This is a genomic window from Pseudomonas sp. CBS, from assembly GCF_024734645.1.
GTDB lineage: Bacteria > Pseudomonadota > Gammaproteobacteria > Pseudomonadales > Pseudomonadaceae > Aquipseudomonas.
The window spans coordinates 734655-758996 of record NZ_CP102929.1 but is presented as its reverse complement, the minus strand read 5'-3'; the positions used below and the strand labels follow the sequence as shown (position 1 = coordinate 758996).

Genomic DNA, 24342 nt, shown 5'->3' with positions numbered 1-24342 from the left:
CAACAGCACTACGCCGGAGAACATTACTATGCAGTCGAGCGAGAATTCCTGGGTACTCATTACCGGCGCATCAAGCGGTTTCGGCAGAGAGTTTGCGCAACAATATGCTGCAGAAGGAAGATCACTGATCCTGGTCGCGCGCAGGCTGAATGAACTTGAAATGCTCGCTGATGAGTTGCGCGCACGTTACGCCGTCGATGTATTGGTGCAACAGGCAGACCTGTCATCCATTAATGTAATTATCGATCTGCATCGGCATCTGCACGATCGCAACATTGTCGTCGACATACTGATCAACAATGCGGGCTATGGCCTACAAGGCGCATTCCTGGACGAACCCCTGGAAAGCTCCCTAGCGATGATTGACTTGGATATCGCCAGTCTGACCGCCATGACTCGTCTTTTTGCTGCAGATATGCGCGCACGGCGCAAAGGGCATATCTTGATGGTTGCCAGTCTGCTGTCTTATCAAGGCGTTAAAAACTTTGCTGTTTACTCCGCCGCCAAAGCTTATGTGCTGAGGTTCTCCGATGCGCTTCATCGCGAACTCAAAGGTGACAGTGTCGTCGTCACTGCGCTTTGCCCTGGCATGTCTGATACAGGCTTTGCATCAAACGCCAAGCAAAAGATCACACCTCTCTTGCGCAGAGTGATGATGCAACCCCAGCCCGTGGTACAAGCAGGAATCCGCGCACTGCAAGCGGGACGAATGAGCGTCGTGCCGGGTTTCGGCAACAAGGCCATCAGCGTCTTGACCTGGGCCACGCCTCGTCGGTTTCACCAGGGGCTTATGGAGCACGTAATGGGCGTCTGAGTGCGTGATAAAACACCGTCTTTCCCAACGGTAACCGTTGGGAGTGCTCTAAGCGACCGGAAGTAAAGCGCGACTCCCGGCCGGTGTGCGGAACAGCGGCCAATCAGAACCGATAACTGACAGAGGCGCCAAAACCGCTCGCGCTGTTTTTATACTTGGAACTGTATGCGCCCCTGGTCGCAGAGACGTGATTGATCTGAACACTCTCCTCCCACAGATAAGAGTAAGCAACATCAATTGTGAAGTTGTTTGCGGGGGTCCAGCCTGCGCCGACGCTGAACACCTTACGATCGCCCGTAGGAATGCGCGGCCCTCGATCGGTGTTATTGGTGGGTGACTGATCCACCGAGAAGCCGGAACGAAGCACCCACTGATCATTTAACTTGTACGCCGCGCCAATCGCGTGAGCCCACGTATCATGCCAGTTCTGTTCTTCGGTGACGGAACCTAGCTGAGCATTCAACAAAGGAGGCAACCCTTTGGTCTCGCTGGTCAATTCCTTGAAGCGACTCCACCGCGTCCAGGTACTCCCAGCGTATAGGGTCCAGTCATCATCGAGTTGATGAGTCAACGACATATCCACGGACTCTGGAGTATCCACCGCCAGCGAAGCATCATAGCTGCGACCACTCACACCCAACACGCTAAAGAGACCATCAGTGACCTTGGTCTTGGCATCCAGACGGTAGCTGACCTTGGAATGGTAAGTCATCCCCAGTCGGGTTCGGTCTGTAGCCTGCACCAAAATACCGACGTTGTAACCCAGAGCCGTGTCATCCCCAGTGCTTTTGAGTTTGCCGTCATTGCGGCCGGGGCTCAGCGGATTGGGCACCATCCCGGACAGCTCGCCGCTGATGCGGTTGATGGTAGGGCCAAACCCGATCGATACTTTATCGTTAAAGGCATAGCTGACCGTGGGCTGAAACGTAAGGGTCGTGACTTCACTCTTGTTGGCATAGTAACGCCCAGCAAAATCGTTGCCGTAATCGGTCATCAGACCAAATGGCACATAGAATCCCACACCGAATGCCCAATGCTCATCAATAGGCTTGACGTAGTACCCCATCGGTACCGTGGTCACTGGCACCATGTCGCCGTCTTCTTGGCCGCCAAATGTGCTGCGCGTCTGGCTTATATCCGACTTCGCGAAAAGCGTCGCGCCGCCCACGCTAACCTGCTCGCTTTTCAAGCGAGCCATACCCGCCGGATTACCGAAAACCGTGCTCGCATCTTCAGCAGAAGAAGAGCGACCGGCAAATCCGGACCCCATCCCGCTGATGCTTTGTTCGTTGAGCGCAAAACCGCTCGCCAGCGCATTGGAAGAAGCAAGTACGACAGCAAGCCCAAGCGGACTTTTGAGGAGGATTTTTTTCATTATTAGCGCTCTTCATTCAACACCGAAAGGAATCAGCAGGAGAGGTTCTGGAAGCGCCCCTTTTAGACTGACACTCCATGCTCATTCAAGTGACGTATTCTGTCAATAGTCACTATTCAGCCGAATCTTTTCTGCACGGTTCAATCCAATGGGTGAGCGCGAGGCTAAAGATGCGTTATTTGGACTTTCACGCAAGGATTGTGAGCGCCGCACAGCCAGCAGTCAGGGCATGAGGCTACGCAGTATCAGGTTCGAGGTGAGGGTCGGGGCTGTTTCAACGAAGTCGAGATTGTATTGAAGCAGCAAAGGGTTGACGAAAGGTCGTAGCGCAAAATGGATGGAGTCTACCGTTTCATCTAACGGGGTCCTGCGTTCGAATTCACCGCTTTCCCGTCCATCACGCACGATTTGCAAAACGAAGCGTTTAATCTGTGCGTCGTACACCTGCGAGCTCGGCCAGTTTTCTGACGCCGAGAACGCAGCGATGTCGTATAGTTTGCGGTCATTAAAGAACAGGCTTACACCTGTAGAGATCAAGGTTCTGACCATGCGCCTAAAGCGCTCCGTCGATGAGATGTCATCGACATTGATGGACTGTTCAACAGCCGCAACGATTTCCGCCAGGCAATTTGCGCAAATGGCTTCGCCTATTGCCTGTTTGGAATCAAAAAATTTGTAGATATAAGCCTTGGAGAATCCGATGGCCTTGGCCAGGTCGGAAACCGTGGTTTTGCTGTAACCGTACTGGCTGAAATGCTCGTTAGCCGCGGCGACAATCTGATCTCGAATGTCATGGTCGGCTGGGCCCCGAATGCCGGGCGAAGAAATTGATGGCTGGTTCATATGTGCAGCTTACGCATCCGCCTCAGGCTTGACAACACGTGACCATTTTGTAATAAGGTCACAGGCGGCATTGAAATGCTTACGCCGCGCAGCCGCATTAGCGCGTGTCGGTTCGAGCCAGGTGACTCATCAGCCGATCCTTCCTTCATTGCGCCACTCACCTCAGTAGCTCCTGTGATTCATCCTCTTTACGGCCTTTACTGGCCGTTTTTTTTAGGCACATACGTGATTGGGTCCATGGACGATACGAGCTGACTTGGAAGGTCAACTCCGCACAGACTGATGCGCCAGACCTGCCGAGAACAGTGGCCTTTCTCAACCTCACGACTGCTTGTGGACCACGAGTTCGTAATCCCTTTCTCTTCAAGCCAGACGCAGCCATCGCCTAAAGCGTTTAACGACAACACTTTAATCTGTCACCGTAGACAAGACTCGATGACATTCACTGTACCTTCGCTGGGCGCGGGTGTCTGCGCTTATAGGGTGCTCTTGTTTGCGATTTAACCCAGGAGTGCCACAGCAATTGCTTGGTGCAAAACGCTGTGCCAAATCGATTGATAAGTCACCAAAGACTACAAGATAACGTTCCCTCAGAAGCCTGAGCCATCGTGTTAGACCTTAGACTGCACCTAGCGAATCTGCCCCTTAATAGGCAGCTATCGTTATGTACGTATCTAACAGTTTTGGGACCACTGGAGGGCAGCTCTAAAGGTCCGCGGAGGCGGCAACACGCAGAAGTGCTTTAACGGCTGATCAACCTCCGATACCGCAGATGGTCATCATAGGCGTTTCAAGTCCTCAACTTCCTCCTCTCTTTCTCGATTATAAATCTACGCTAATTGACCTATTAGCAAGCTTCAAACTGGTTCACTACGGAGCTAGCAGCCCTGCATCGACCAGAGCATCGCCGCGCTTCTTGTTGTGGCCGCCCAGCATATCTTGATTCGCGAGAGTGAAAGGCAAGCCCTTTGCAACATTAGGTCTTCCGCACGAAAGTAGGTGTAGCACTTGAGCGCCTGAGTAGTAGCCATGAATGCTCAGAACTAGGCTCACGGTGTATCACTTTTCCGAAACTTAATTGACCACAACTTTAGGAAACGCCTCCTATGCAGGGGGTGGACTACACCGCGGTCCAACTTTCTGAATTTTCGGGACTTTTCCGATGATTTCAACACCACCTATGCAACTGCTATGGCAGACGCTAGTCGCCATAGACAAAACGGTGCGCGCGAGTCCCCATTGATTACTGCCTCGGGCGCGAGACCCAACCATGCTATACCCATGCCTGCTGACGTTGTCAGCGACATGCCTGGCAACCATCGGTCTTTGAGGTTGCGGCGCAGCTCCCGCTGCGTGATCGAGCCAACTCGCACCGCATCCATCTGCGAGTGACCACCGGCCTGTCCGGTGGTGGATGCTTCGCCTTATCAACCCACAGCGGGGTTACGCACCTCTCCCCGCTTGCGTGGGCCTGGTGTGTCTCCGCTTCATCCCAATGGAGATTCGCCATGACTACCATGTCCAACGAGCAATCGTATTTCGACCTCCACACCTCGGGCATCGGCTACATACAGCGTGTCCGTGAGGTGCCCGTCAGGGGCGGCCGCCGTGCGCAGTCCTTCCTGGCATGCACTATCGCCGCGCTTGTCGGCTCCCCAAGTGCCCCCAGCTACCGCTACTTCGACGTGAAGGTCTCGGGGGCCGAGGCCAAGAAGCTCGTTCAGTGCTACCTCGGCGTTGACGACTCACAGCAGCGTCCGCTGGTACGCTTCCGCCTTGGCGACCTTTGGGGCGATGCGTACATCCGCGAAAAAGGCGAGAACCAAGGCAAGGCCGCCGGGGCCCTCAAGGCACGACTGCTCAAGGCCGAGCTGATCGAGCGGGCCGAACTGGCTTTGATCAAGCAGCACGAGCTGATCACCCGCGGTCTCGGATATCTAAACCGTCCGAAGGACGTCACTCCCAAGAACGGCGATCCGTTCCTGTCTTGCTCCATCGGCGCATTGGCCGGCCCTGTCGATGAGCCAGAGTATCGGTACTTCGACACCATCGTTACGACCCCTGAAGCCGAGCATCTGGTCCGCCGGTGCGTACAGGCCATCGAAGGGGATCGCAAGGTGTTGATCGCCTTCCGTCTCAACGACATGAAGATTGATCCGTACATCCGCACCAAAGGTGAGCGTGCCGGAGAACCGGCCGCGAGCCTGGAATCCACGTTGGTTCACATCGGTCTAATCAAGATCGACGGCACCCAGGTCTATCCGATGAGCCAGGCGCAAGCCAGGGCGACACCGATGGAGGACGCATCTGAGCCGAAAGCCAACAACGTCATCAACGCTCCCGCCGCCGCCTTTTCCGACCAACCTATCGAATCCTTCGAGCGCGAGCCCGAAGGTGAAGTCAAGGAACAGGAACCGGCATTGGTTGCTTCGTTCTGATCTGGCTTGGCCCCTCACGGGGCCTTGTCGTCTCTTATCCCCCCGCCTCCCCCGCGCCACCAGGGCGCTCAGTGTGCCTGCGGTTTTCATCCTCGAGTTCCGCGTCGTCAAGACTGCGCGGTTATTACCTTTCTCACAGGAGAACAATCATGTCCCTGGCATCCCGTTTTGCTCCGCAATCTCCTATCCTACGGTCTGATCGTCCGCTCTCGGACGAGCGTATTCGTGCCATTGCCCCATCGATCTTCGCTGACGCTGCGCATGAGAGCCGGTCGGATAGGTATGCCTACATACCGACCTCGACTGTGCTTGCCAAATTGCGCCAGGAGGGCTTCGAGCCCTTCATGGTGTGCCAGACTCGCGTACGCAACGAGGATCGGCGCGAGTACACCAAGCATCTCATCAGGCTTCGCCATGCAAGCCAGATCAACGGCGACGAGGCCAACGAAGTCATTTTGCTCAACAGCCACGATGGCACGAGCAGCTACCAAATGCTTGCTGGCATGTTCCGGTTCGTCTGTCACAACGGCCTGGTCTGCGGTGACACCACCGCTGACATTCGCGTTCCTCATAAAGGTGACGTAGCAAGCCAGGTGATCGAAGGTGCCTACGAAGTCCTTGAAGGCTTCGAGCGCGTGCAGCACTCGCGAAATGCGATGCGCACCATCACCCTTGATGAGGGCGAAGCGCAAATCTTTGCGCACTCCGCACTCGCTCTCAAATACAAAGACCCAGCCAAGTCCATGCCTGTCACAGAGAGTCAACTACTGGTACCGCGACGCAGGGACGATCGCAAGAACGACCTGTGGGCCGTATTCAACCGCGTCCAGGAGAACCTCGTCAAAGGCGGTCTAAATGGACGGTCGGCTAACGGCCGTAGTCAACGCACCCGCCCGGTGCAAGGAATCGACCAGAACTTGCGCCTGAACCGTGCGTTGTGGCTCCTGGCCGAAGGCATGCGCCAGCTCAAGGCATGAAGCCTCGGGGCCCCGCCACCTCCGGCAGGTGCTCGAATCCGGTCTAGATGTGCTCAACCAAGACGGTAATTTTGTCGAGGTCGCACTGGCCCGGCAATTAGTCGCTGCCTGATCCAGACTCTGTAACTTAACGGCCCTTCGGGGCCGTTTTTTTTCAAACCATGGTCAGCAAATCGGACGCAGCGTGATTCGCATTGTTTGCTGTAGCACACGTTTTTAGCGGTGATGGTGAGGGTTCGATGTTTCAGGACGCCAAGCTATGCCAACCTCTCCACCGTTGTTTCACCATCCCGAACGTCGCCTGCTGGCGGCAGTACTCGGCCTGCTCTGGTCGTTACTGGCTGGCGGCTGCGCGACGACCGTGGCGCAGCACACGCCCGATGCCATCGAGGCCCCCTCATCCGCACTGAAACCCGAGGCGCCGCAGTTCATTCCGGTCGTGCGCTATGGACGCTACACCCTCGTGGAACTCGCTCCCATGGCGGCGCAGCGCGACCTCCTGCTGCAAACCGTCGATGTCTCGATGCCCGTAGAAGCCCGCGCCACGGTCGGCGACGGACTTCGGCACGTACTCAAGCGTAGCGGCTACCAGCTCTGCGAGACGGGGCACGCCGTGATCGAGCTATACACTCTTCCACTGCCGGCGGCTCACCTGAACCTGGGCCCCCTGACTTTGCGCGATGCGCTGCTTACGCTGGCCGGTCCCTCCTGGGAACTGCGTGTGGATGACCGCATACGCCAAGTCTGCTTCGAGAGGGTAAGCAGCGACGCTAACGAGCAGGCGCCCAGACCAACTGCCGCCGATTCGGGACTGGCTTTCCCTTCCGCGGGAGGCCAACCATGAACAACTTCTCACAGACTTCCTGGCGAACGACTACCGTCGTCGCCGTGCAAAGCCTGCTCTGGCTTTGGCTGATTGGTCTGAGCATCCTCGCTGCTCTCAACTATCAAACGATGAACGGCCTGGCCGACCGGCAGTGGGTCGATTCCAGTATGCAGCGCCTCAAAACGCAGATCACTACACTTACCGAGACCACCGATACCTTGCAGCAGCGACCAGCAGCCGCGACCGCCGCCAGTTTGCAAGAAATCCGGCAGGCCCTGGATGCCCGCATCGAACATATCGAGCAGACGCTGTCCGGTCTTGCCTCCATGGGCGATCTTCAGACATTGCGCGCCGAGGTCGAGCAGCTCAAAACACGACAAGCAGCCGAAAAACCGCGCTCGCAGAACAAGCCCGCTGCCGCCAAGCCAGAGCGGATCCCATTACCGTTCCGGATCGTGGGTGCAGAGCTGCGCGCCGGCCAGCGCAGCGTATCCGTCGGCCCTTCTTCGGGAAATTTCACCGCCGACCAAGTGCAGGTACTGCTGCCCGGCGACGGGATAGGTCCCTGGCACTTGCAAACCATCGACGTGAACACCGCCGTGTTTCAGGCCGGCGAGCAGACCCGCCGTATGGCGATTCCCTGACGAAGAGGCCATGCGATGAAACATCATCCCGTTCTCCTCTTCTCGCTGCTGGCGTCGCTGCATCTATCGGTCTCGGCGCAGGAGCCTTTCACAGCGCAGTCCCGCAATGCGCCCAGCCATGAGAGCCCCCTGACCGACCGTTTGCTCGACGACCGCATGGCGCGCGACTGGGGGCTGCAACCGCAGGAATGGGCACGCTACCAGGAGCTGATGAAGGGTCCGCTGGGCATCCAATCGCCCAACGTGGACCCACTGACCGCGTTAGGTATTGAAGCTCGCTCGGACGAAGAACGACGCCGCTACGCGGAGCTGCAAGTACAGACTGAAGCGAGCCGCGTCGAGAAACTGCTCGCCTACCAGCGCGCCTACGACGAAGCCTGGCAGCGGCTGAACCCTGGTATGAAGCGCGTGAACTTGCTCGATGACAAGCCGAGCACCACCGCCATGCGTGGAAGCGGTCGCATAGCAGTGTTCGTCAAAGATGGCTGCGAGGCCTGCGGACAGATTGTGCAGCGTCTGCAAACCTCAGGAGTCGAATTCGACCTGTACATGGTCGGCAGTCGCAAGGACGACGCGCGTATCCGCGACTGGGCCAAGCGCGCCCAGATCGACCCCGCGCGGGTGCGCAACGGCAATATCACGCTCAACCACGACGGCGGTCGCTGGCTGTCGCTGGGTCTGCCCGGCGACCTTCCGGCCGTAGTCCACGAGGTGAATGGCCAATGGCAGCGTCAGCCCTGATCACCATGCCTGCCTCGCGTATGTGGCTCGCGCGGCTACTCACCGTTGCGTTGTTAGCTAGCCCGACACGCGCCCAGGAGTTTCCGCCGCCGGCCTATCAGCTTGCGGCGCAACGTGCGGGCATTCCCTCGACTGTGCTTTACGCCGTCGCATTGCAAGAGAGTGGCATCCAGCGTAACGGTCGCATCGTCCCATGGCCGTGGTCCCTCAACATCGCTGGTCAGTCACACCGCTTCGCTACCCGCACGGATGCTTGTTCCAACTTGCAGCACGCGATGCGCACAACGCCGCATACGCGCATCGACGCAGGTCTGGGCCAGATCAACCTGGGTTATCACAAGCACCGTTTCAACAACACGTGCGACCTCCTTGACCCGTACCTAAACCTCGCGATCGCCGCCGATATTCTGAAGGAGCAACACGTGCCCAGCGAAGACTGGCTGCTCGCGATTGGCCGATACCACCGCCCTGCAGGCGGCGAGCCAGCCGCCCGCTACCGGCGCAGCGTGTCCCACCACCTCACGCGTTTGCAGGGCGCAAGTCCGACCGCCGCGGTGCTCACCACGCGCCGGGAGATCTATCCATGAAGAGATTCCATTTGACCCTCCGGGGCCTGCTCATGCTACCAGTGGCTTTGCCCCTGACCTCCTATGCCGGCGATCAAATGATCGTGGTCGAGGACCGTGGGGCAGCGTCGGCGCTGCCGTACTACGAAGCCCTCAACCTCCAGCCGCGGATCAATAGCGCGGTACGGCCGCCCATCCCAACGATACAGATTCCCGCGGTACCTGCGGACGAGGCCGCGATGCTGCCGGTGCGCAGCACCAAGCTCACTCCCGGTAACGTTTCGCGGCGGGTGATCAAGGCCCCGGGCCTTCGACCTTTCGTGGTCGTCGGCGACGACAAGACTTCCCAGGACTGGCTGCGGCGCCATGCGGCCTCGTTACAGGAGCGCAGTGCGGTCGGCCTAGTGGTCAACGTTGAAACCGTACAGGCCTTGGCGCGGCTGCGCGCACTGGCGCCCGGCGTACCAATGGTACCCGTGACCGGGGACGACCTGGCCGAACGCCTATACCTGCGGCACTACCCGGCACTGATCACGGCCACCGGCATCGAGCAATGAAGCCATGTCGGGGAAACAGCCGGTTGAAGTTCTGCTCCGTCCAGCGGTGGAGCTATATACCGTCGCAGCGTGTGCAGGCGCGGCGTTTCTGTCCCTGGTGGCCCCATGGTCACTCGCGCTAAGTCCAGCTATGGGTATTGGCAGCGCGATGGCATTCGGCGCCTACGGAACCATTCGCTATCGCGACGCCCGCGTGATCCTGCGATATCGGCGCAATATCCGTCGTCTTCCACGCTATGTGATGACCAGCCGCGACGTGCCGGTAAGCCAGCAGCGACTTTTCATCGGTCGGGGGTTTCTTTGGGAACAGAAGCACACCCATCGCCTGATGCAGACATACAGGCCCGAGTTTCGCCGCTACGTCGAACCGACGCCAGCCTATCGGCTGGCGCGGCGTATGGAGCAGCGCTTGGAGTTCGCACCGTTCCCGCTGTCCCGGCTGTCCGCGCTCACAGGTTGGGACGTGCCTTTCAACCCGGTGCGGCCGCTACCGCCCGTGGGCGGCCTACCACGGCTGCATGGCGTAGAACCAGAGGAGGTAGACGTCAGTCTGCCGCTCGGCGAGCGCGTCGGACACTCTTTGGTGCTGGGTACGACACGCGTGGGAAAGACCAGGCTGGCTGAGCTGTTCATCACCCAGGACATCCGCCGCAAGAATGCAGCAGGCGAGCATGAAGTCGTCATTGTCATCGACCCCAAGGGCGATGCGGATCTCTTGAAGCGGATGTACGTGGAAGCCAAGCGTGCAGGCCGCGAGGGCGAGTTTTATGTTTTCCATTTGGGTTGGCCGGAAATTAGTGCCCGCTACAACGCGGTGGGCCGCTTCGGGCGAATCTCGGAGGTCGCCACACGCATAGCGGGACAGCTATCCGGTGAAGGCAACAGCGCGGCGTTCCGTGAGTTCGCCTGGCGCTTCGTGAATATCATCGCGCGAGCGTTAGTGGAGCTTGGACAGCGACCGGACTACATACTGATCCAGCGGCACGTCATCAACATCGATGCGCTGTTCATTGAGTACGCCCAGCATTACTTCGCCAAGACCGAGCCCAAAGCATGGGAGGTGATTGTCCAGATCGAGGCGAAGCTCAACGAGAAAAACATTCCCAGAAACATGATTGGACGCGAGAAGCGCGTGGTGGCGCTAGAGCAGTACCTTTCTCAGGCTCGCAACTACGACCCCGTACTCGACGGTCTGCGCTCGGCGGTCCGGTACGACAAGACTTATTTCGACAAAATCGTCGCATCTCTTCTACCCCTCCTGGAGAAGCTCACCAGCGGCAAGATTGCGCAACTCCTGGCACCTGACTACTCCGACTTGGCCGATCCGAGGCCGATCTTCGATTGGATGCAGATCATCCGCAAACGGGCCATCGTCTACGTGGGCCTGGATGCCCTGTCCGACGCCGAGGTTGCTGCCGCGGTGGGCAACTCCATGTTCTCCGATCTGGTTTCGGTCGCCGGTCACATTTACAAACATGGAATCGAAGACGGACTGCCCGCTGCTTCGGCGGTCGCACGCGTGCCGATCAATGTCCATGCCGACGAGTTCAACGAGTTGATGGGCGATGAATTCATACCGCTCATCAATAAGGGCGGCGGCGCCGGGATGCAAGTCACCGCCTACACGCAGACACTCTCCGACATAGAAGCGCGTATCGGTAATCGCGCCAAGGCCGGTCAGGTAATAGGCAACTTCAACAACCTATTCATGCTCAGGGTCAGGGAGACGGCCACCGCTGAACTCCTGACGCGGCAACTGCCGAAGGTTGAAGTCTATAGCACCACTACCGTCTCGGGTGCGACCGACAGCTCGGATATCCGTGGTTCGACGGATTTCACATCCAACACTCAGGACCGCATCAGCATGTCCAGCGTGCCGATGATCGAGCCCTCCCATGTCGTCAGCTTACCCAAGGGGCAGTGTTTCGCGCTGCTGCAGGGCGGCGAGCTCTGGAAGATCCGAATGCCGCTGCCGGCGCCTGATCCCGATGAGTTCATGCCGCAGGACCTGCAACAACTGGCAGGCTACATGCGCCAGAGTTACACCGATGCGACGCAATGGTGGGAGTCCCCAAGTTCCCCGGCCTTGCAGAATACGGACCTGCCCGACGACCTGCTCAACGACGTCAATATGACCAAGTCTGTCGCGGCCGCCGGCACCAGCGATAGCGCGAATAACGAGGCCTTGCCATGAAAGATCCTGCCTCGACCGCGCAGTGGGAACAGAGCCAGCGCCAAGGTCTGATCTTAAGCACTATTACTCTGCCGTTCAGGCTGCTTGGAGTGCTGATGGGATCGCTGCTGTTTTCTATCGTTGTGGAGTGCGTTGGCATGCATCTGTTCTGGAAAGACCAGGGCTGGCGTCATTCCCAGGAGATGTTGCAGTACGAGTTGAACCACCTGTCCACCCACTTTACGCGCAGCGTGGTCGTACGTGAGCCGGGACGCACGGCTACCCATCTGGTGGATGTAGGTTACGAATGGGCGTTTTTACGCTCAGGATTGCTGGCACGCATGACGCAGACCGCTGAACCTGCGCCCAGCAAGGCACAGCCTCATGATTTCAAGTATTACATCAGCCATGTGTACATCTGGGTGGAGAGCTATCTGATCGCCGCAGCGTTTACGACATTGACGTTCCTAGTTCGCTTGCTGGTGCTGGCACTTACGTTGCCACTGATCTTCACCGCATCATTCGTGGGGTTGATCGATGGCCTCGTGCGGCGAGATGTGCGCCGATTTGGCGCGGGTCGTGAATCAGGATTCATCTATCACCGCGCCAAGGCCAGCTTGATGCCTTTGGCCCTGGTGCCCTGGGTTACGTACCTCGCTCTCCCCATCTCGGTACACCCTCTCATCATTTTGCTGCCCAGTGCCGCAATGCTGGGGATCGCCGTCGGTTTGACCGCGGGCAGTTTTAAGAAATACTTGTGAAACAAACGGTATATATCGGGTCCTGCTGACGTTGGCATGCCGCAGCCATACCCGAACCTTGGCGATATCGGCGTCATATTCCGAGGCGTTCGTCGTGGCCGTGGCGCGCAGTCTGTGCACGCCGGCTCCTTCAACCTTGATGCCTGCCGGGTGAGCCCATTGGGCAACTACCTTATAGATCCCGCTACCCGTAACGCCTCCTCCGGTGATATGGACAGGGATCGAGCAGGCCCGCGAGCCCTGCCTAGGCTAGCGTTTATTGCCTCTTTCCAAGTACTCATGAATTCGCTCGGCAGCGACCAGGTGAAGGGTTAATAGCGGGTCTTGCCAGCCTTCTAACTCCGGCAGGTGCTTAGTGCCGCGCCGACCCTGCAGGTCATCATCCAATCCGGTCGTTCGTAAGTTCTTATTGTTTGCAGCTTGAAAGCATTTTGATCTCCACGATCACACCATTGCTGATCACACAGGAATGGCGCGATGGTGGCTTCAATCTGGCTGCGCGCCGCGCATCGCGGCGTGCCCACTTTTCTCGTGACGGCCCTTCTGATGGGGCAGTCTCCGACGGTGTCGGCCGAATCTCCGGCACTGCGCCAGGAGCTGAGCGCCGCACTGCGCCAGCTCGATGCGCTAGAGCGCACCGTCGCGAACAGCGCCGCACACACACCCATCACACCGGGCGAGCGCTACCACTTCGATCACATGCGTCTCCTGACTGATCTGGCGCGCGTGCGCGCCGGTATTCATGACTACCTCACGCCGTCGCGTGCTCAGCCACGCCCCCCCTGTGAACTGGCCGGCGACTACCGCACCGAGCACGCTGTCGAGTCACCGCCGCCGACGACTATTGAGGGCAACCCATGAACGACGCCCAAGTTTCGGCATTTCAGGCCAACAGCGGCATCCCGCCTTCCGCGATGGCGACCGTCCTGGTCAGCGTCCTGTTTTCGGTCCTGCTCGTCTGGGGCTCCTGGGCCATCCGAATCGCCTACGTGGGATGGTCCGAAAGCCGCCTTAGCCAACGCCAGTTCCTCGGCGTGTGCATTCGCTTCGTCGCGATGTACCTCGTCCTGAGTTTCTTCCTCCTCTCCTAACCTAAAAGGACTGACCATGCAAAGCCGTATCCACGCTTCCCGTTTTGCCCAGTGCGCCACCGTCGCCTTAGGCGCCGCTGCACTGACCGCCCGCTCGTTCGCACAGGGGCTGCCGCAGTTGGAGAACCCGACTCGCGGCACTGGCAATGGCATCATGGAAACCATCCGCAATTACGGTTACGACATCATCATGCTCGTGGCTTTGCTGGTAGTGGCGTCGATGTTCATCGGCGTCTGCTACCACGCCTACGGCACCTACGCGGAAATCCACACTGGCCGCAAGACCTGGGGCCAGTTTGGCCTCACGGTCGCCATCGGGGCTGTTCTGCTCGTGATCGGCATCTGGCTGCTCACCGAAGCCACCGGCATCCTGTGAGCGGGGCTGGCCATGTCCGAGCAGCATGTGCGTGCTGACGGGACGGTGACGTTCCTTCCGCACCGACTCAACCGCCATCCCGTCGTTGTACGCGGCCTGACCGCCGACGAGCTATGGATTTGCTGTGCTCTGTCCGGCGCCGCTGGCCTGCTGGTGGGCGCGCCACTGTGCTGGGTGTTCCGCACGATCGCGCTCGCACCCACGTTCGTCGTCTTGGGCGTGACCCTCGGCGTATTCATCGGCGGCGGCATCCTCCGCCGCCTTAAGCGTGGGCGGCCCGATACCTGGCTGTACCGGCAGTTGCAGTGGCGGATAGCCACGCGACATCCGCTCGCCGCCGGCTGGGTAGGTGGCCACGTGCTGATCTCGCGCTCGGGCTTCTGGTCGACCCGCAGGTCCATGCGCAGGAGCGCGCGATGAGCCGTTTCAAGAACGAGATCACTCACCTTCATGCGCACATCAAGACGCTGCGAGTGGGCGCAGGAGCACTGGCAATCTTCGCCCTGGTCATGGGCGTCGGATGGTGGAATGCGCCGCGCGACCTGACGATCCACATTCCCCCGGACCTGCGTTCGGGCAGCACCCGCAAGTGGTGGGAAGTGCCCCCCGAATCGGTCTATGCCTTTACGTTCTACGTATTCCAGCAGCTTAATCGTTGGCCGACCAATGGCGAAGAAGACTACTTGCGCAACCTGCACGCGCTCTCACCGTACCTCACACCAGCCTGCCACGCTTTTTTGCGTGCCGACCTCGATTACCGGCGCAGCACAGGTGAGTTGCGGCAACGCGTGCGCGGCATCTACGAAATCCCTGGCCGGGGCTATGGCGATGATCCCACCGCCCGCGTGCGAGTGGTCTCCGATCGCGACTGGGTGGTGACGCTGGACATCAGCGCCGACGAGTACTACGGCGCCGAACAGGTCAAGCGCGCTCTGGTTCGCTACCCCATCAAAGTCACACGGGTAGATGTCGATCCCTCGCGCAACCCATTCGGCCTAGCGCTCGATTGCTATGACGGCACGCCTCAGCGCATCAGCGCACCAGAACCGCCCCGTCCAGCGACTGGTGTCCTGCCTGCGCTAGCGCCTCAAGGAGAAACACCATGAAGCACTCTGTACTCGCGCTGCTGGGGCTGCTGGCCGTGGCCACGGCGCCTGTAGTCCAAGCCGTGGAGATTCTGCGCTGGGAACGCATGCCACTGGCGGTGCCGCTGAAGGTTGGCCAGGAGCGCATCGTGTTTATCGACCGGAACGTACGCGTTGGAGTGCCTGCGGACGTAGGGGAGCGACTGCGCGTGCAGAGCGCAGGCGGCGCGGTGTACCTGCGCGCAAACGAGCCGATCGAACCCACGCGACTGCAACTGCAAGACGCCGACACCGGGGCATTGATCCTGCTGGACATTGCTGCCGAGCCCGCCAAGGATGGCGAGCCTGCGCTGGAGCCGGTGCGCATCGTCGAGAACGCTGCTCCCCCCGCGCGCTATGGAGATCAGCCGGCTGGTGTCAACGAGTCTCCAGCAACTGACAGTCACCAGGCGGGCGCGCGCTCAGCCCGGCGCGAAACGCCCATTCCCGTGGTGCTCACGCGCTTTGCAGCGCAGAATCTGTATGCGCCGTTGCGCACCGTCGAACCACTGCCGGGCGTCATGCGGGTCAACCTGCACCGTGACCTGTACCTAGGCACCTTGATGCCGACGCTGCCGGTGCGCGCCACCGCGCTCGCCTCATGGCGGCTGGAAGATCAATGGGTGACGGCCGTGCACGTCAGCAACACCAGCGCCGACTGGATCACGCTCGACCCGCGCGTGCTGCAAGGCGATTTCCTCACCGCCACTTTCCAGCATGACGCCCTCGGCCCGCACGGCACGCCCGAGGACACCACCGTTCTATACCTGGTGACGCGCGGGCATGGGCTCGCGCAGTCGCTTTTGCCCGCCATCCAGCGCTTCGACCCGGCCACACATTTGCCGGAGCCGCAAGCCAACACCGAGGCTTCGAAGGACGGCAAGGAGGCCAGCTATGCGCAGTAACGAACTCCTGAAGTGGCTGATGATTCCTGTGGTCTTGCTGGTGTTGTTCGCATGCATTCGGCTGTTCTCGGTCGGAAAGGCGTCGGCACCCTCCCCGGTCAACATGGGGAGCCAACTCACGCCCGAAGAGATGAAGGCATTGGGCATTGCTGGCGACACTCCGCGCGATACGGTGGCCACTCTCGTCGCTCAGGTAAAGCAACTGCGCACCGAGCTTCAGACCGCGCTATCCGACAACAAGTCCCAGCGCGAGGAGAACCAGCGCCTGCGCCAACGCGAGAACGCGATCGACCAGCGCATCAATTCGGCTCTGGAGGCCGAGCGCTCCAACCTGCGCCGCGACCAGCAGCAAGCCACAAGCGAGCGACAGCAGACTGAAGGTCTGCTCGCGGACTTGCAGCGCCGCCTGGACAGCATCGACGGGCGTGGCGACGGCCACGCCGACCTGCCGGTGGGCCTAGGTCTGCGCGACGGCGACGAGACCGGGATGGAAGGCGGTGTGCGCTGGGTGGAACCGGACGACGCGAAGAAGGCTGAGGGACACGGCTCGTCCAGCAGCGCCATGAGCTTCCCGACGAGCTTCGGACTGGCACAGCGCACGCTAGAAACCACGACGCAAACTGTGGCGAACGCGGGTGAACGCGCCGCCGGCGCCAAGACTGCCAAGGCTGTCTATACGGTGCCGACGAACTCGACGCTCATGGGATCGGTGGCGATGACAGCGCTGATTGGCCGCGTCCCAATCGACGGAACCGTGAACGATCCGTACCCCTTCAAAGTCCTCGTCGGTACCGACAACCTCACCGCCAACGGCATCGACATTCCTGACGTGGCCGGCGCAGTGTTAAGCGGCACGGCTTCGGGGGACTGGACGCTTTCATGCGTGCGCGGCCAGGTGCGCAGCATCACCTTCGTCTTTCATGATGGAACGATCCGCACGATTCCTGAAGATCGCGACGGCAACCAGCAAAACAACCAGCAGCAAAACTCACAAAGTGGTGGCCTGGGCTGGATCAGCGATCCCTACGGCATTCCCTGCGTCAGCGGCGAACGGCGCAGCAATGCTCAGCAGTACCTCGGCTCGCAAGCCCTCATCACTGCGGCCGGTGCCGGCATGGCCTCGCTCGTCAAGAGCGACAGCGGCCAGATGTCCTACGTGGGCTCGAACGGTTCCATTGGCACTGTAGGCATCACCGGTCAGGAAGCGGTCGGCCGGATTCTCTCGGGTGGAGTCCAGGAGATGTCCAACTGGGTCAACAAGCTTTACGGCCAGGCGTTCGCCGCCGTCTATGTCCAGCCCGGCGCCAAGGTCGCCGTGCACCTCGAAAAACCGCTAGCCATCGACTTCGATCCCGAAGGCCGCAAGGTCGATCATCGCATAGGAGAAAGCCATGCTCTCGAGCTTGACTAAAGGCGTTGCGCTCGTTTTTCTGGTCGCGCTGCTGGGCGGCTGCGCCACAAGCAAGGAGGATCTGCTGCCCCACGGTGACCGCTCGATGATGGATATCTGGCAGCAGGAGACTGGCGACGGCGTTGTGGGAGGTACCGGCCAGATGGCGCACCGTCAATTGCTCGATGCGCGTCAGAGCTTGCGCCGGCCGCTGACCCATGGCGATGTGCAGGTCGCGCCTGTTCAGCAGGAGCGCTACACGCGCACCGCGCGCAACGAGATCTATCGCCAGTTCCAGCGCCTGCCCAATCCCGATCTTGTGATGTACGTATATCCACACCTTGCCGGGACCGATCCCGTGCCCGTGCCTGGCTATACCACGGTTTTTCCGCTGTATCAGCGCATCCAGTACGCCATGCCGGGCGAGCGCGTGGAGGACTACTGATGCGCTGGAAGCTTCCCTGGCAGAGACTGGCCGCATCCGGCACGGTCGATGAAGACCAAACGGACGGCTGGCAGAGACATGTCGAGGTTTTACACAACGCCGGCATTCCCGAACCCGGGGCGGTCGAGGGCTACGGACCAGCGACCGTGGCCGATGAGCAGGCGTTGTACAACGTTGCGCCGTCCTTCGTGGAACTGCTTCCCTGGGTGGAATTCCTGCACGAATCGAAATCGATGTTGCTGGAGGACGGGCAATCGGTGGCGGCCTTCTATGAGCTGGTACCGTTGGGCACTGAGGGCCGGGAACCCGACTGGCTTGCGCATGCCCGCGACGCCTTGGAAAATGCGCTACAGGACAGCTTCGATGAACTGGATGACAATCCCTGGGTGCTCCAGCTCTACGTCCAGGACGAACCCAGCTTCGACCAGTACATGCAGACCCTGCGCGACTACGTGCAGCCCCGCGCGCGCGGTACCCCGTTCACCGAGTTCTACATCCGCTTTTTCGGTCACCATCTGCGTGCCGTGGCCAAGCCCGGGGGGCTTTTCGAGGATACGGTGGTCACGCGGCTGCGCTGGCGCGGCCAGACCCGCCGCGTACGCATGGTCGTCTATCGCCGTACCACAGGCCAGGCTAACCGCCGCGGCCAGACGCCGGAACAGATGCTTAATATCGTCTGCGACCGCTTTTGCGGTGGTTTGGCTAACGCTGGCATCCAAGCCCAGCGTATGGACGCGCCGGACGTTCACGACTGGCTGCTGCGCTGGTTCAACCCGCGTCCCGCGCTGCTCGGGCCTGATGTTGAGGACCGCGAGCGCTTCTATGCGCTGGCGCGCTACCCCGACGAGACCGAGCCCGGCGAAATCGAACTGGCGAGTGGGCGGGATTTCAGTCAGCGGCTTTTCTTTGGCCAGCCGCGCTCCGACATAACTCAAGGCAACTGGTATTTCGACGGCATGCCGCACCGCGTGCTGATCACCGATCGGCTGCGCATGCCACCCGGCACGGGGCACCTAACGGGCGAAACTGCCAAGGGCGATGCAATCAATACGCTGTTCGACCAGATGCCCGAAGACACCTTGATGTGTCTTACGATGGTTGCCACGCCGCAGGATGTCCTCGAATCGGATTTGAATCACCTCGCGAAGAAAGCGGTTGGCGAAACCTTAGCATCGGAGCAGACGCTCAGGGACGTGCAGGAGGCCCGCTCCCTGATCGGCAGCGCGCACAAACTCTACCAGGGTGCGCTGACGTTCTACCTGCGCGGGCGTGACGACGCGGAATTGGACCGGCGTGGTTTGGACTTGGCGAACGTGATGCTCAATGCCGGCTTGCAGCCGGTGCGCGAGGACGATGAGGTGGCGCCGCTTAACAGTTACCTGCGCTGGCTGCCCTGCTGCTACAACCCTGCCAAAGATCAGCGCAAGTGGTACACGCAACTGATGTTCGCCCAGCATCTGGCGAACTTGTCGCCCGTTTGGGGACGCGCCAGGGGCACGGGACACCCTGGCATCACGATGTTCAATCGCGGGGGCGGTCCCATCACCTTTGACCCACTCAATCGCCTGGACAGGCAGATGAACGCCCATCTGTTTCTATTTGGGCCCACCGGCTCCGGCAAAAGCGCCACGCTCAACAACTTGCTCAACCAGGTCACTGCGCTCTACCGGCCGCGGCTTTTTATTGTGGAAGCTGGCAACAGCTTCGGCTTGTTCAGCGACTTCGCCAAGCGCTTAGGCCTGACCGTAAATCGGGTCAAGCTGGCCCCTGGCTCGGGGATCAGCCTAGCGCCGTTCGCAGATGCGCGCCGGCTGATTGAAACGCCCAGCGACATGCAGACGCTCGATGCTGATGCGCTGGACGAGGCCCCTACACTGGACGCATCAACCATCGAGGCGGACGAGCAACGCGACGTACTGGGCGAGCTAGAGATCACCGCGAGGTTGATGATCACTGGCGGCGAAGACAAGGAGGAAGCGAGGATGACGCGGGCGGATCGCTCGCTGATCCGCCAATGCATTCTGGATGCAGCCGAGCGCTGCGTCGCCGAGAAACGTACGGTACTCACCCGCGACGTGCGCGACGCCCTTCGCGCCCGCAGCCAGGACCCCACGTTGCCAGAAACACGGCGTGTACGTTTGCTGGAAATGGCCGATGCCATGGATATGTTCTGCCAAGGTACCGACGGCGATATGTTCGATCGGCCCGGCACGCCGTGGCCCGAGGCAGACATCACACTGGTCGATCTAGCGACCTATGCACGCGAGGGCTACAACGCGCAGTTGTCGATCGCGTACATTAGTCTCATCAGCACCGTCAACAACATCGCCGAGCGCGACCAATACCTGGGGCGGCCGATCGTCAACGTCACTGATGAGGGTCACATCATCACGAAGAACCCTCTGCTCGCGCCTTACGTCGTGAAGATCACGAAAATGTGGCGCAAGTTGGGCGCTTGGTTCTGGCTCGCGACGCAGAACATTGACGACTTACCCCGTGCAGCAGAACCCATGCTCAACATGATCGAGTGGTGGGTCTGCCTGAGCATGCCACCGGATGAGGTGGAGAAGATCGCGCGCTTTCGCGAACTCTCGCCCGCGCAGAAGGCACTGATGCTTTCCGCACGTAAAGAGGCCGGCAAGTTTACTGAAGGCGTCATTCTGTCGAAGTCGCTGGAAGTCCTTTTCCGGGCCGTACCACCGAGCCTATACCTCGCGCTCGCCCAAACCGAACCCGAGGAAAAGGCCGAGCGTTACCAGCTCATGCAACAGTTCGGCATCAGCGAATTGGACGCCGCCTTCAAGGTCGCCGAGATGATCGACCAGGCGCGCGGCATCGAGACGCCGGCGCTGGACCTGCCGCTATAACCTCCGGAGAGAGCCATGACCTTTAAACGTCCTTCCATTCCGATGCATGCGTTCCGCCCCGGGCGCTGGCGATCTCGCTGGCCTTGGGCATTGGTCACAGTACTAATGGTGCTGCTGATCTGGCTCGCAGCAAAGTCGCCGGGTGAATACAAGCTGCAAGCTCCCACACCGGTCGGCACTGCTCAGATTGAGGGGCCTCCTTGGCGGATGGGCAACTCCGAGGGCCGTTTCACGCTAACGCTCTATGCGGACCTCGAATGCCCATTTTGCCGGGCCTATTTCCGACAGATCAAGCGCTGGGTGAGCGAGAACAAGGATGTGTCCCTGCAATGGCACCACATGCCACTAACCGCGCATGAGCCTGCTGCATCAGCCGAGGCGCGTCTAGCGGAATGCGCTGCTGAGGCCAACGGGAATGGAGCCTTTTGGCAGGCCATCGAATGGATCTATGCCCATACGCGCGCTGATGGCCAAGGCTTGCCAGACGGCCTACGCTATCCCTATCTCACGCCCGCCATTGAGCAGTGCCTAGCAAGTGCGCGACCGGATGTGGTGATTCGCGCTCAGACCGCCGATGCCATAAAACGCGGGGTAGCCGCCACGCCATCGGTTGGGCTGCAAGATCGCCAGACCAACCATGAGATAATTCTGCAGGGCCCCATAGAGGGTGACGCTCTGCAGTCAGCTATGGACATGCTGTCGACTGACGACCAGGCAGCCCCACCGGTTAAAGCTCCCTCAACTCCAGACGACACCGTCGGCGATATGCCCAAATAGCGCCTCGGTCCGGGCGGGCAAACACAATGTCTATTGTGCCCATTAAGTCTTAAGGTCGTGATCGAAGCGACTGCTGCCGACAATGGTATTAATTGTGTCAAAGACGTGCGGCGCACGCGGCACTCCAATTCCATTGATGCGGACACACTAAGCCGCATGGCCAGTTGGCAATTGCGAAAATATCCAGCGCTGAGAAATCCGCTCCAAACGAAATTGTGAATCCCGAGTATGCCAGCTTGCTTGATGAACTGATCGATGCCAATCGTGAACTTATTGGAGCTGAGCTTCACGGGTAACAGCCCGTCCGGTTCGGACCAAGCACCTTGAAAACTACTGATGGTCATCCCCGTCAAAATCGTTGCTGGAGAAACTGTCATTCTAGCGCTCGGTTTTATCCCACACCGGCACATGCGGCATTTCTACACAGCAGTGCCGAACAATTTCTCAATGGGGACTATCTTGTTCGAGCTGTGCGGAGCTTCTCGCCGAGCAGCGTCATGGATGGATTGTCAAAATGTCTTATTAGAAGCGGTAGTCGTGATTGGGATGAAGGATATTGGGCTTGCCTACGGTCGATTACGCAAGGTGTGTTGGTAGGACACATACTCCGAATATTATTGCTTTCTACAAGTGGTGTTGCTTTACCACTTACGATTTAATTTACTGGCCGGCGTCATTTGGCTATGGTTATCTAAATTTCTTATTTGCTGTAACGTGACGACACATCTAGTAGAGGTTTCACATGTCTAAACTCGCAGAATTCCGCCAGCTCGAAAAACACCTTGCCGAGCAGCTCCAGGCCCTAGAGGCTCTGAAAGGCGATGCTGATTTGAAGAAAGAAATTGAATTCGAAACGAAACTGCGCGATTTGCTCGCTAAATATGGCTACAGCCTGAAAAACGTGATCAACCTGCTTGATCCGCAAGCCGGTCGACGCGCTCCCGTAGCCGAACCTAAAGCAGGCACACGTAAAGCCCGCCAGGTAAAAGTCTATAAGAACCCGCACACCGGCGAGCTCATCGAAACCAAGGGTGGCAATCACAAAGGCTTGAAAGCGTGGAAAGCTGAACACGGTGCTGCCACCGTCGAGTCCTGGCTTTCTAAGTAATTTCTGGTTGAGTAAAAAGGGCCTTTGCTGGCCCTTTTTTGGCTTCGGCATTTGCTACGCTGAAACCGATTCAGCACGCTGACTAGATTGGCCAATTAATACCGTAACACTGAATGCCAACCTGATTTGCGCAAGGTGAGTCGGAAGCAGAATTACATTCCTTTTTTTACTTGGATCATACAAGTTACGCACTGCAGTCCCTCGCACTTTATGACTTTCGACTGCAATATCCCTCTCGCAGCCAAGAACCGCTACACGAATCTGCGCTAAGCACAACACCAATGTTGTACGCCAACGTATGATCCGTCTTCTCGGCTATCAGGTAACTTAGTAGAGCCCAAGGGGACGAGGCCTTTCTTGAAAGGCGACTCGACTCCAGGTTAATGATCAGTCAGATGACTCCCGATTTAAGCCAATGCCGAGGGGTTAAGAGCCGGTCGACTCGATCGTCTACAGAGTAGCGCCGAACAATCGTAAGCGGATGGCGAACACATCTTTACTTCGCTCTCACATCGAACCCCGAGCTGCCTCCCGCGATTAGTACGAGGCGCTTCTGCGGAGACAGTTCCATTCGAGCAATACATCCGTCAGGCGTTTTATTTCAGTTGCGCGAGGTAACGCTCCACTTCCCCGGACAACCAATGTGAGAATTCGCGTTGTTTGTTCTCCGAACTTTCCCTCGGAGGCCACACCAGCCAATAGGGGTAGGCATACGGCGCACTAACGTCGCACAGTTGGACCAGTTCGCCCCGATCGATAGCGTCATGCACCAAGCTGCGCCGCTCCAGCGTGATGCCTTGCCCCAGGCGAACGGCTTCCAACACTAGGTTGGAGTCATTGCTGCACACTCCCTTGCGCTCGTTGCCCATCTCAACACCGGCCAACTCACACCAGGGCAACCAGGACTCAGTGTTGTAGATGATCGTGCTGTCGACGACCTCTTGCGGCGTCTGCGGCAGGCGCCCGCCATTGAAATGAGGGGCGGCAACTACCACGACTTCATCATGAAACAACAGCTTCTGCTCGACGCCCTCCCAATCACCCTTGCCCATGCGGATGCCGATATCCACCGATTCCTGATGCAGGTTGGAAATTGTCAGGCTGGCTTGCAGGCGAATGCTTATATGCGGGTAAAGCTGCTGAAAACTCGGTAAGCGCGGTAATAGCCAGGATCGGCCGAACGAGGGTAAAACTGCCACCACCAACTCCCCCATCTTGGGCTGCGCCTGGATCAATCGGGTGGCTTCGGCGATATCGCCCAGGGCTTTGCGAATCTGCAGCGCATACAGTCGCCCATCTTCACTGACACGCAAGCCCCGCCCTTCGCGCACGAATAGCGTCAACCCCACAATCTGCTCCAGTGCCTTGATCTGCTGGCTGATAGCTGAATGCGTGACGTGCAATTCCATAGCGGCGAGGGTAACGCTTCCCAACCTGGAAGTGGCTTCGAAACTGCGCAGACAGGTCAACGGAGGAAATGCACTCATGTAAGCTAAACTAACCGTTCTTGGTAAAATTTATCGATATTTAGAGGGCGAAATCCA

Annotated in this window: 24 protein-coding genes; 21 read left to right on the top strand and 3 right to left on the bottom strand. The window is 59.1% G+C overall.

Annotated elements, in window-relative coordinates:
* Positions 1-28 precede the first annotated feature (28 nt).
* The gene (locus NVB75_RS03310; protein ID WP_258348515.1) at positions 29-814 is read left to right on the top strand and encodes an SDR family oxidoreductase; all 786 of its coding nucleotides are present in this window, start codon (positions 29-31) and stop codon (positions 812-814) included.
* Between the two features lie 103 nt (positions 815-917).
* Here the strand turns inward: NVB75_RS03310 and NVB75_RS03305 are convergent, their stop codons facing one another.
* Both NVB75_RS03305 and NVB75_RS03300 read right to left on the bottom strand, forming a co-directional pair.
* Positions 918-2189 (bottom strand): OmpP1/FadL family transporter, encoded by a 1272-nt coding sequence (locus NVB75_RS03305; protein WP_258345965.1) that lies wholly within the window; start codon positions 2187-2189, stop codon positions 918-920.
* A 222-nt stretch (positions 2190-2411) separates the two neighbouring features.
* Positions 2412-3032 carry a TetR/AcrR family transcriptional regulator gene (locus NVB75_RS03300; RefSeq protein ID WP_258345964.1) on the bottom strand — a complete coding sequence of 207 codons (621 nt, stop codon included), beginning with the start codon at positions 3030-3032 and terminating at the stop codon, positions 2412-2414.
* Positions 3033-4540: 1508 nt separating this feature from the next.
* On the opposite strand from NVB75_RS03300, the gene NVB75_RS03295 reads away from it, so the two are divergent.
* From NVB75_RS03295 to NVB75_RS03200, 20 genes are all read left to right on the top strand, one after another.
* On the top strand, positions 4541-5470 hold the full coding sequence (locus NVB75_RS03295) for a DUF3577 domain-containing protein (protein WP_258345963.1): 930 nt from the start codon (positions 4541-4543) through the stop codon (positions 5468-5470).
* A gap of 149 nt (positions 5471-5619) precedes the next feature.
* The gene (locus NVB75_RS03290; RefSeq protein WP_258345962.1) at positions 5620-6447 is read left to right on the top strand and encodes a DUF932 domain-containing protein; all 828 of its coding nucleotides are present in this window, start codon (positions 5620-5622) and stop codon (positions 6445-6447) included.
* A gap of 259 nt (positions 6448-6706) precedes the next feature.
* Positions 6707-7291 (top strand): PilL N-terminal domain-containing protein, encoded by a 585-nt coding sequence (locus tag NVB75_RS03285; RefSeq protein ID WP_258345961.1) that lies wholly within the window; start codon positions 6707-6709, stop codon positions 7289-7291.
* Positions 7288-7917 (top strand): hypothetical protein, encoded by a 630-nt coding sequence (locus NVB75_RS03280; protein ID WP_258345960.1) that lies wholly within the window; start codon positions 7288-7290, stop codon positions 7915-7917. Before NVB75_RS03285 ends, NVB75_RS03280 begins: the two co-directional genes overlap by 4 nt.
* A gap of 15 nt (positions 7918-7932) precedes the next feature.
* A complete protein-coding gene (locus NVB75_RS03275) occupies positions 7933-8658 on the top strand; it encodes a TIGR03759 family integrating conjugative element protein (protein WP_258345959.1) in 726 nt (241 codons plus the stop codon).
* Positions 8640-9245 carry a transglycosylase SLT domain-containing protein gene (locus NVB75_RS03270; RefSeq protein WP_375378909.1) on the top strand — a complete coding sequence of 202 codons (606 nt, stop codon included), beginning with the start codon at positions 8640-8642 and terminating at the stop codon, positions 9243-9245. Before NVB75_RS03275 ends, NVB75_RS03270 begins: the two co-directional genes overlap by 19 nt.
* Entirely contained in the window at positions 9242-9781 is a 540-nt protein-coding gene (locus NVB75_RS03265) for an integrating conjugative element protein (protein ID WP_258345958.1), read from the top strand. The genes NVB75_RS03270 and NVB75_RS03265 overlap by 4 nt, the downstream gene beginning before the upstream one ends.
* 4 nt (positions 9782-9785) lie before the next feature.
* On the top strand, positions 9786-11975 hold the full coding sequence (gene traD / locus NVB75_RS03260) for a type IV conjugative transfer system coupling protein TraD (RefSeq protein WP_258345957.1): 2190 nt from the start codon (positions 9786-9788) through the stop codon (positions 11973-11975).
* The gene (locus tag NVB75_RS03255; protein WP_258345956.1) at positions 11972-12715 is read left to right on the top strand and encodes a TIGR03747 family integrating conjugative element membrane protein; all 744 of its coding nucleotides are present in this window, start codon (positions 11972-11974) and stop codon (positions 12713-12715) included. The genes traD and NVB75_RS03255 overlap by 4 nt, the downstream gene beginning before the upstream one ends.
* A gap of 477 nt (positions 12716-13192) precedes the next feature.
* The gene (locus NVB75_RS03250) at positions 13193-13576 is read left to right on the top strand and encodes an RAQPRD family integrative conjugative element protein (protein WP_258345955.1); all 384 of its coding nucleotides are present in this window, start codon (positions 13193-13195) and stop codon (positions 13574-13576) included.
* On the top strand, positions 13573-13806 hold the full coding sequence (locus NVB75_RS03245) for a TIGR03758 family integrating conjugative element protein (RefSeq protein WP_258345954.1): 234 nt from the start codon (positions 13573-13575) through the stop codon (positions 13804-13806). Before NVB75_RS03250 ends, NVB75_RS03245 begins: the two co-directional genes overlap by 4 nt.
* A 16-nt stretch (positions 13807-13822) precedes the next feature.
* Positions 13823-14182, top strand: a complete 360-nt coding sequence (locus NVB75_RS03240; protein ID WP_258345952.1) for a TIGR03745 family integrating conjugative element membrane protein — start codon at positions 13823-13825, stop codon at positions 14180-14182.
* Between the two features lie 12 nt (positions 14183-14194).
* The gene (locus NVB75_RS03235; RefSeq protein ID WP_258345951.1) at positions 14195-14602 is read left to right on the top strand and encodes a TIGR03750 family conjugal transfer protein; all 408 of its coding nucleotides are present in this window, start codon (positions 14195-14197) and stop codon (positions 14600-14602) included.
* A complete protein-coding gene (locus NVB75_RS03230; protein ID WP_258345950.1) occupies positions 14599-15288 on the top strand; it encodes a PFL_4703 family integrating conjugative element protein in 690 nt (229 codons plus the stop codon). Before NVB75_RS03235 ends, NVB75_RS03230 begins: the two co-directional genes overlap by 4 nt.
* Positions 15285-16211, top strand: a complete 927-nt coding sequence (locus NVB75_RS03225; protein ID WP_258345949.1) for a TIGR03749 family integrating conjugative element protein — start codon at positions 15285-15287, stop codon at positions 16209-16211. The genes NVB75_RS03230 and NVB75_RS03225 overlap by 4 nt, the downstream gene beginning before the upstream one ends.
* Entirely contained in the window at positions 16201-17622 is a 1422-nt protein-coding gene (locus NVB75_RS03220) for a TIGR03752 family integrating conjugative element protein (protein WP_258345948.1), read from the top strand. Before NVB75_RS03225 ends, NVB75_RS03220 begins: the two co-directional genes overlap by 11 nt.
* Complete coding sequence (locus NVB75_RS03215) at positions 17603-18046, top strand: TIGR03751 family conjugal transfer lipoprotein (protein WP_258345947.1); 444 nt, start codon at positions 17603-17605, stop codon at positions 18044-18046. The genes NVB75_RS03220 and NVB75_RS03215 overlap by 20 nt, the downstream gene beginning before the upstream one ends.
* Positions 18046-20913 (top strand): conjugative transfer ATPase, encoded by a 2868-nt coding sequence (locus NVB75_RS03210; protein ID WP_258345946.1) that lies wholly within the window; start codon positions 18046-18048, stop codon positions 20911-20913. Before NVB75_RS03215 ends, NVB75_RS03210 begins: the two co-directional genes overlap by 1 nt.
* A gap of 15 nt (positions 20914-20928) precedes the next feature.
* Complete coding sequence (locus NVB75_RS03205) at positions 20929-21690, top strand: thioredoxin domain-containing protein (protein ID WP_258345945.1); 762 nt, start codon at positions 20929-20931, stop codon at positions 21688-21690.
* A 742-nt stretch (positions 21691-22432) separates the two neighbouring features.
* A complete protein-coding gene (locus NVB75_RS03200) occupies positions 22433-22798 on the top strand; it encodes a histone-like nucleoid-structuring protein, MvaT/MvaU family (protein WP_258345944.1) in 366 nt (121 codons plus the stop codon).
* A gap of 596 nt (positions 22799-23394) precedes the next feature.
* Here the strand turns inward: NVB75_RS03200 and NVB75_RS03195 are convergent.
* On the bottom strand, positions 23395-24285 hold the full coding sequence (locus NVB75_RS03195) for a LysR substrate-binding domain-containing protein (protein WP_258345943.1): 891 nt from the start codon (positions 24283-24285) through the stop codon (positions 23395-23397).
* Positions 24286-24342: the final 57 nt, after the last annotated feature.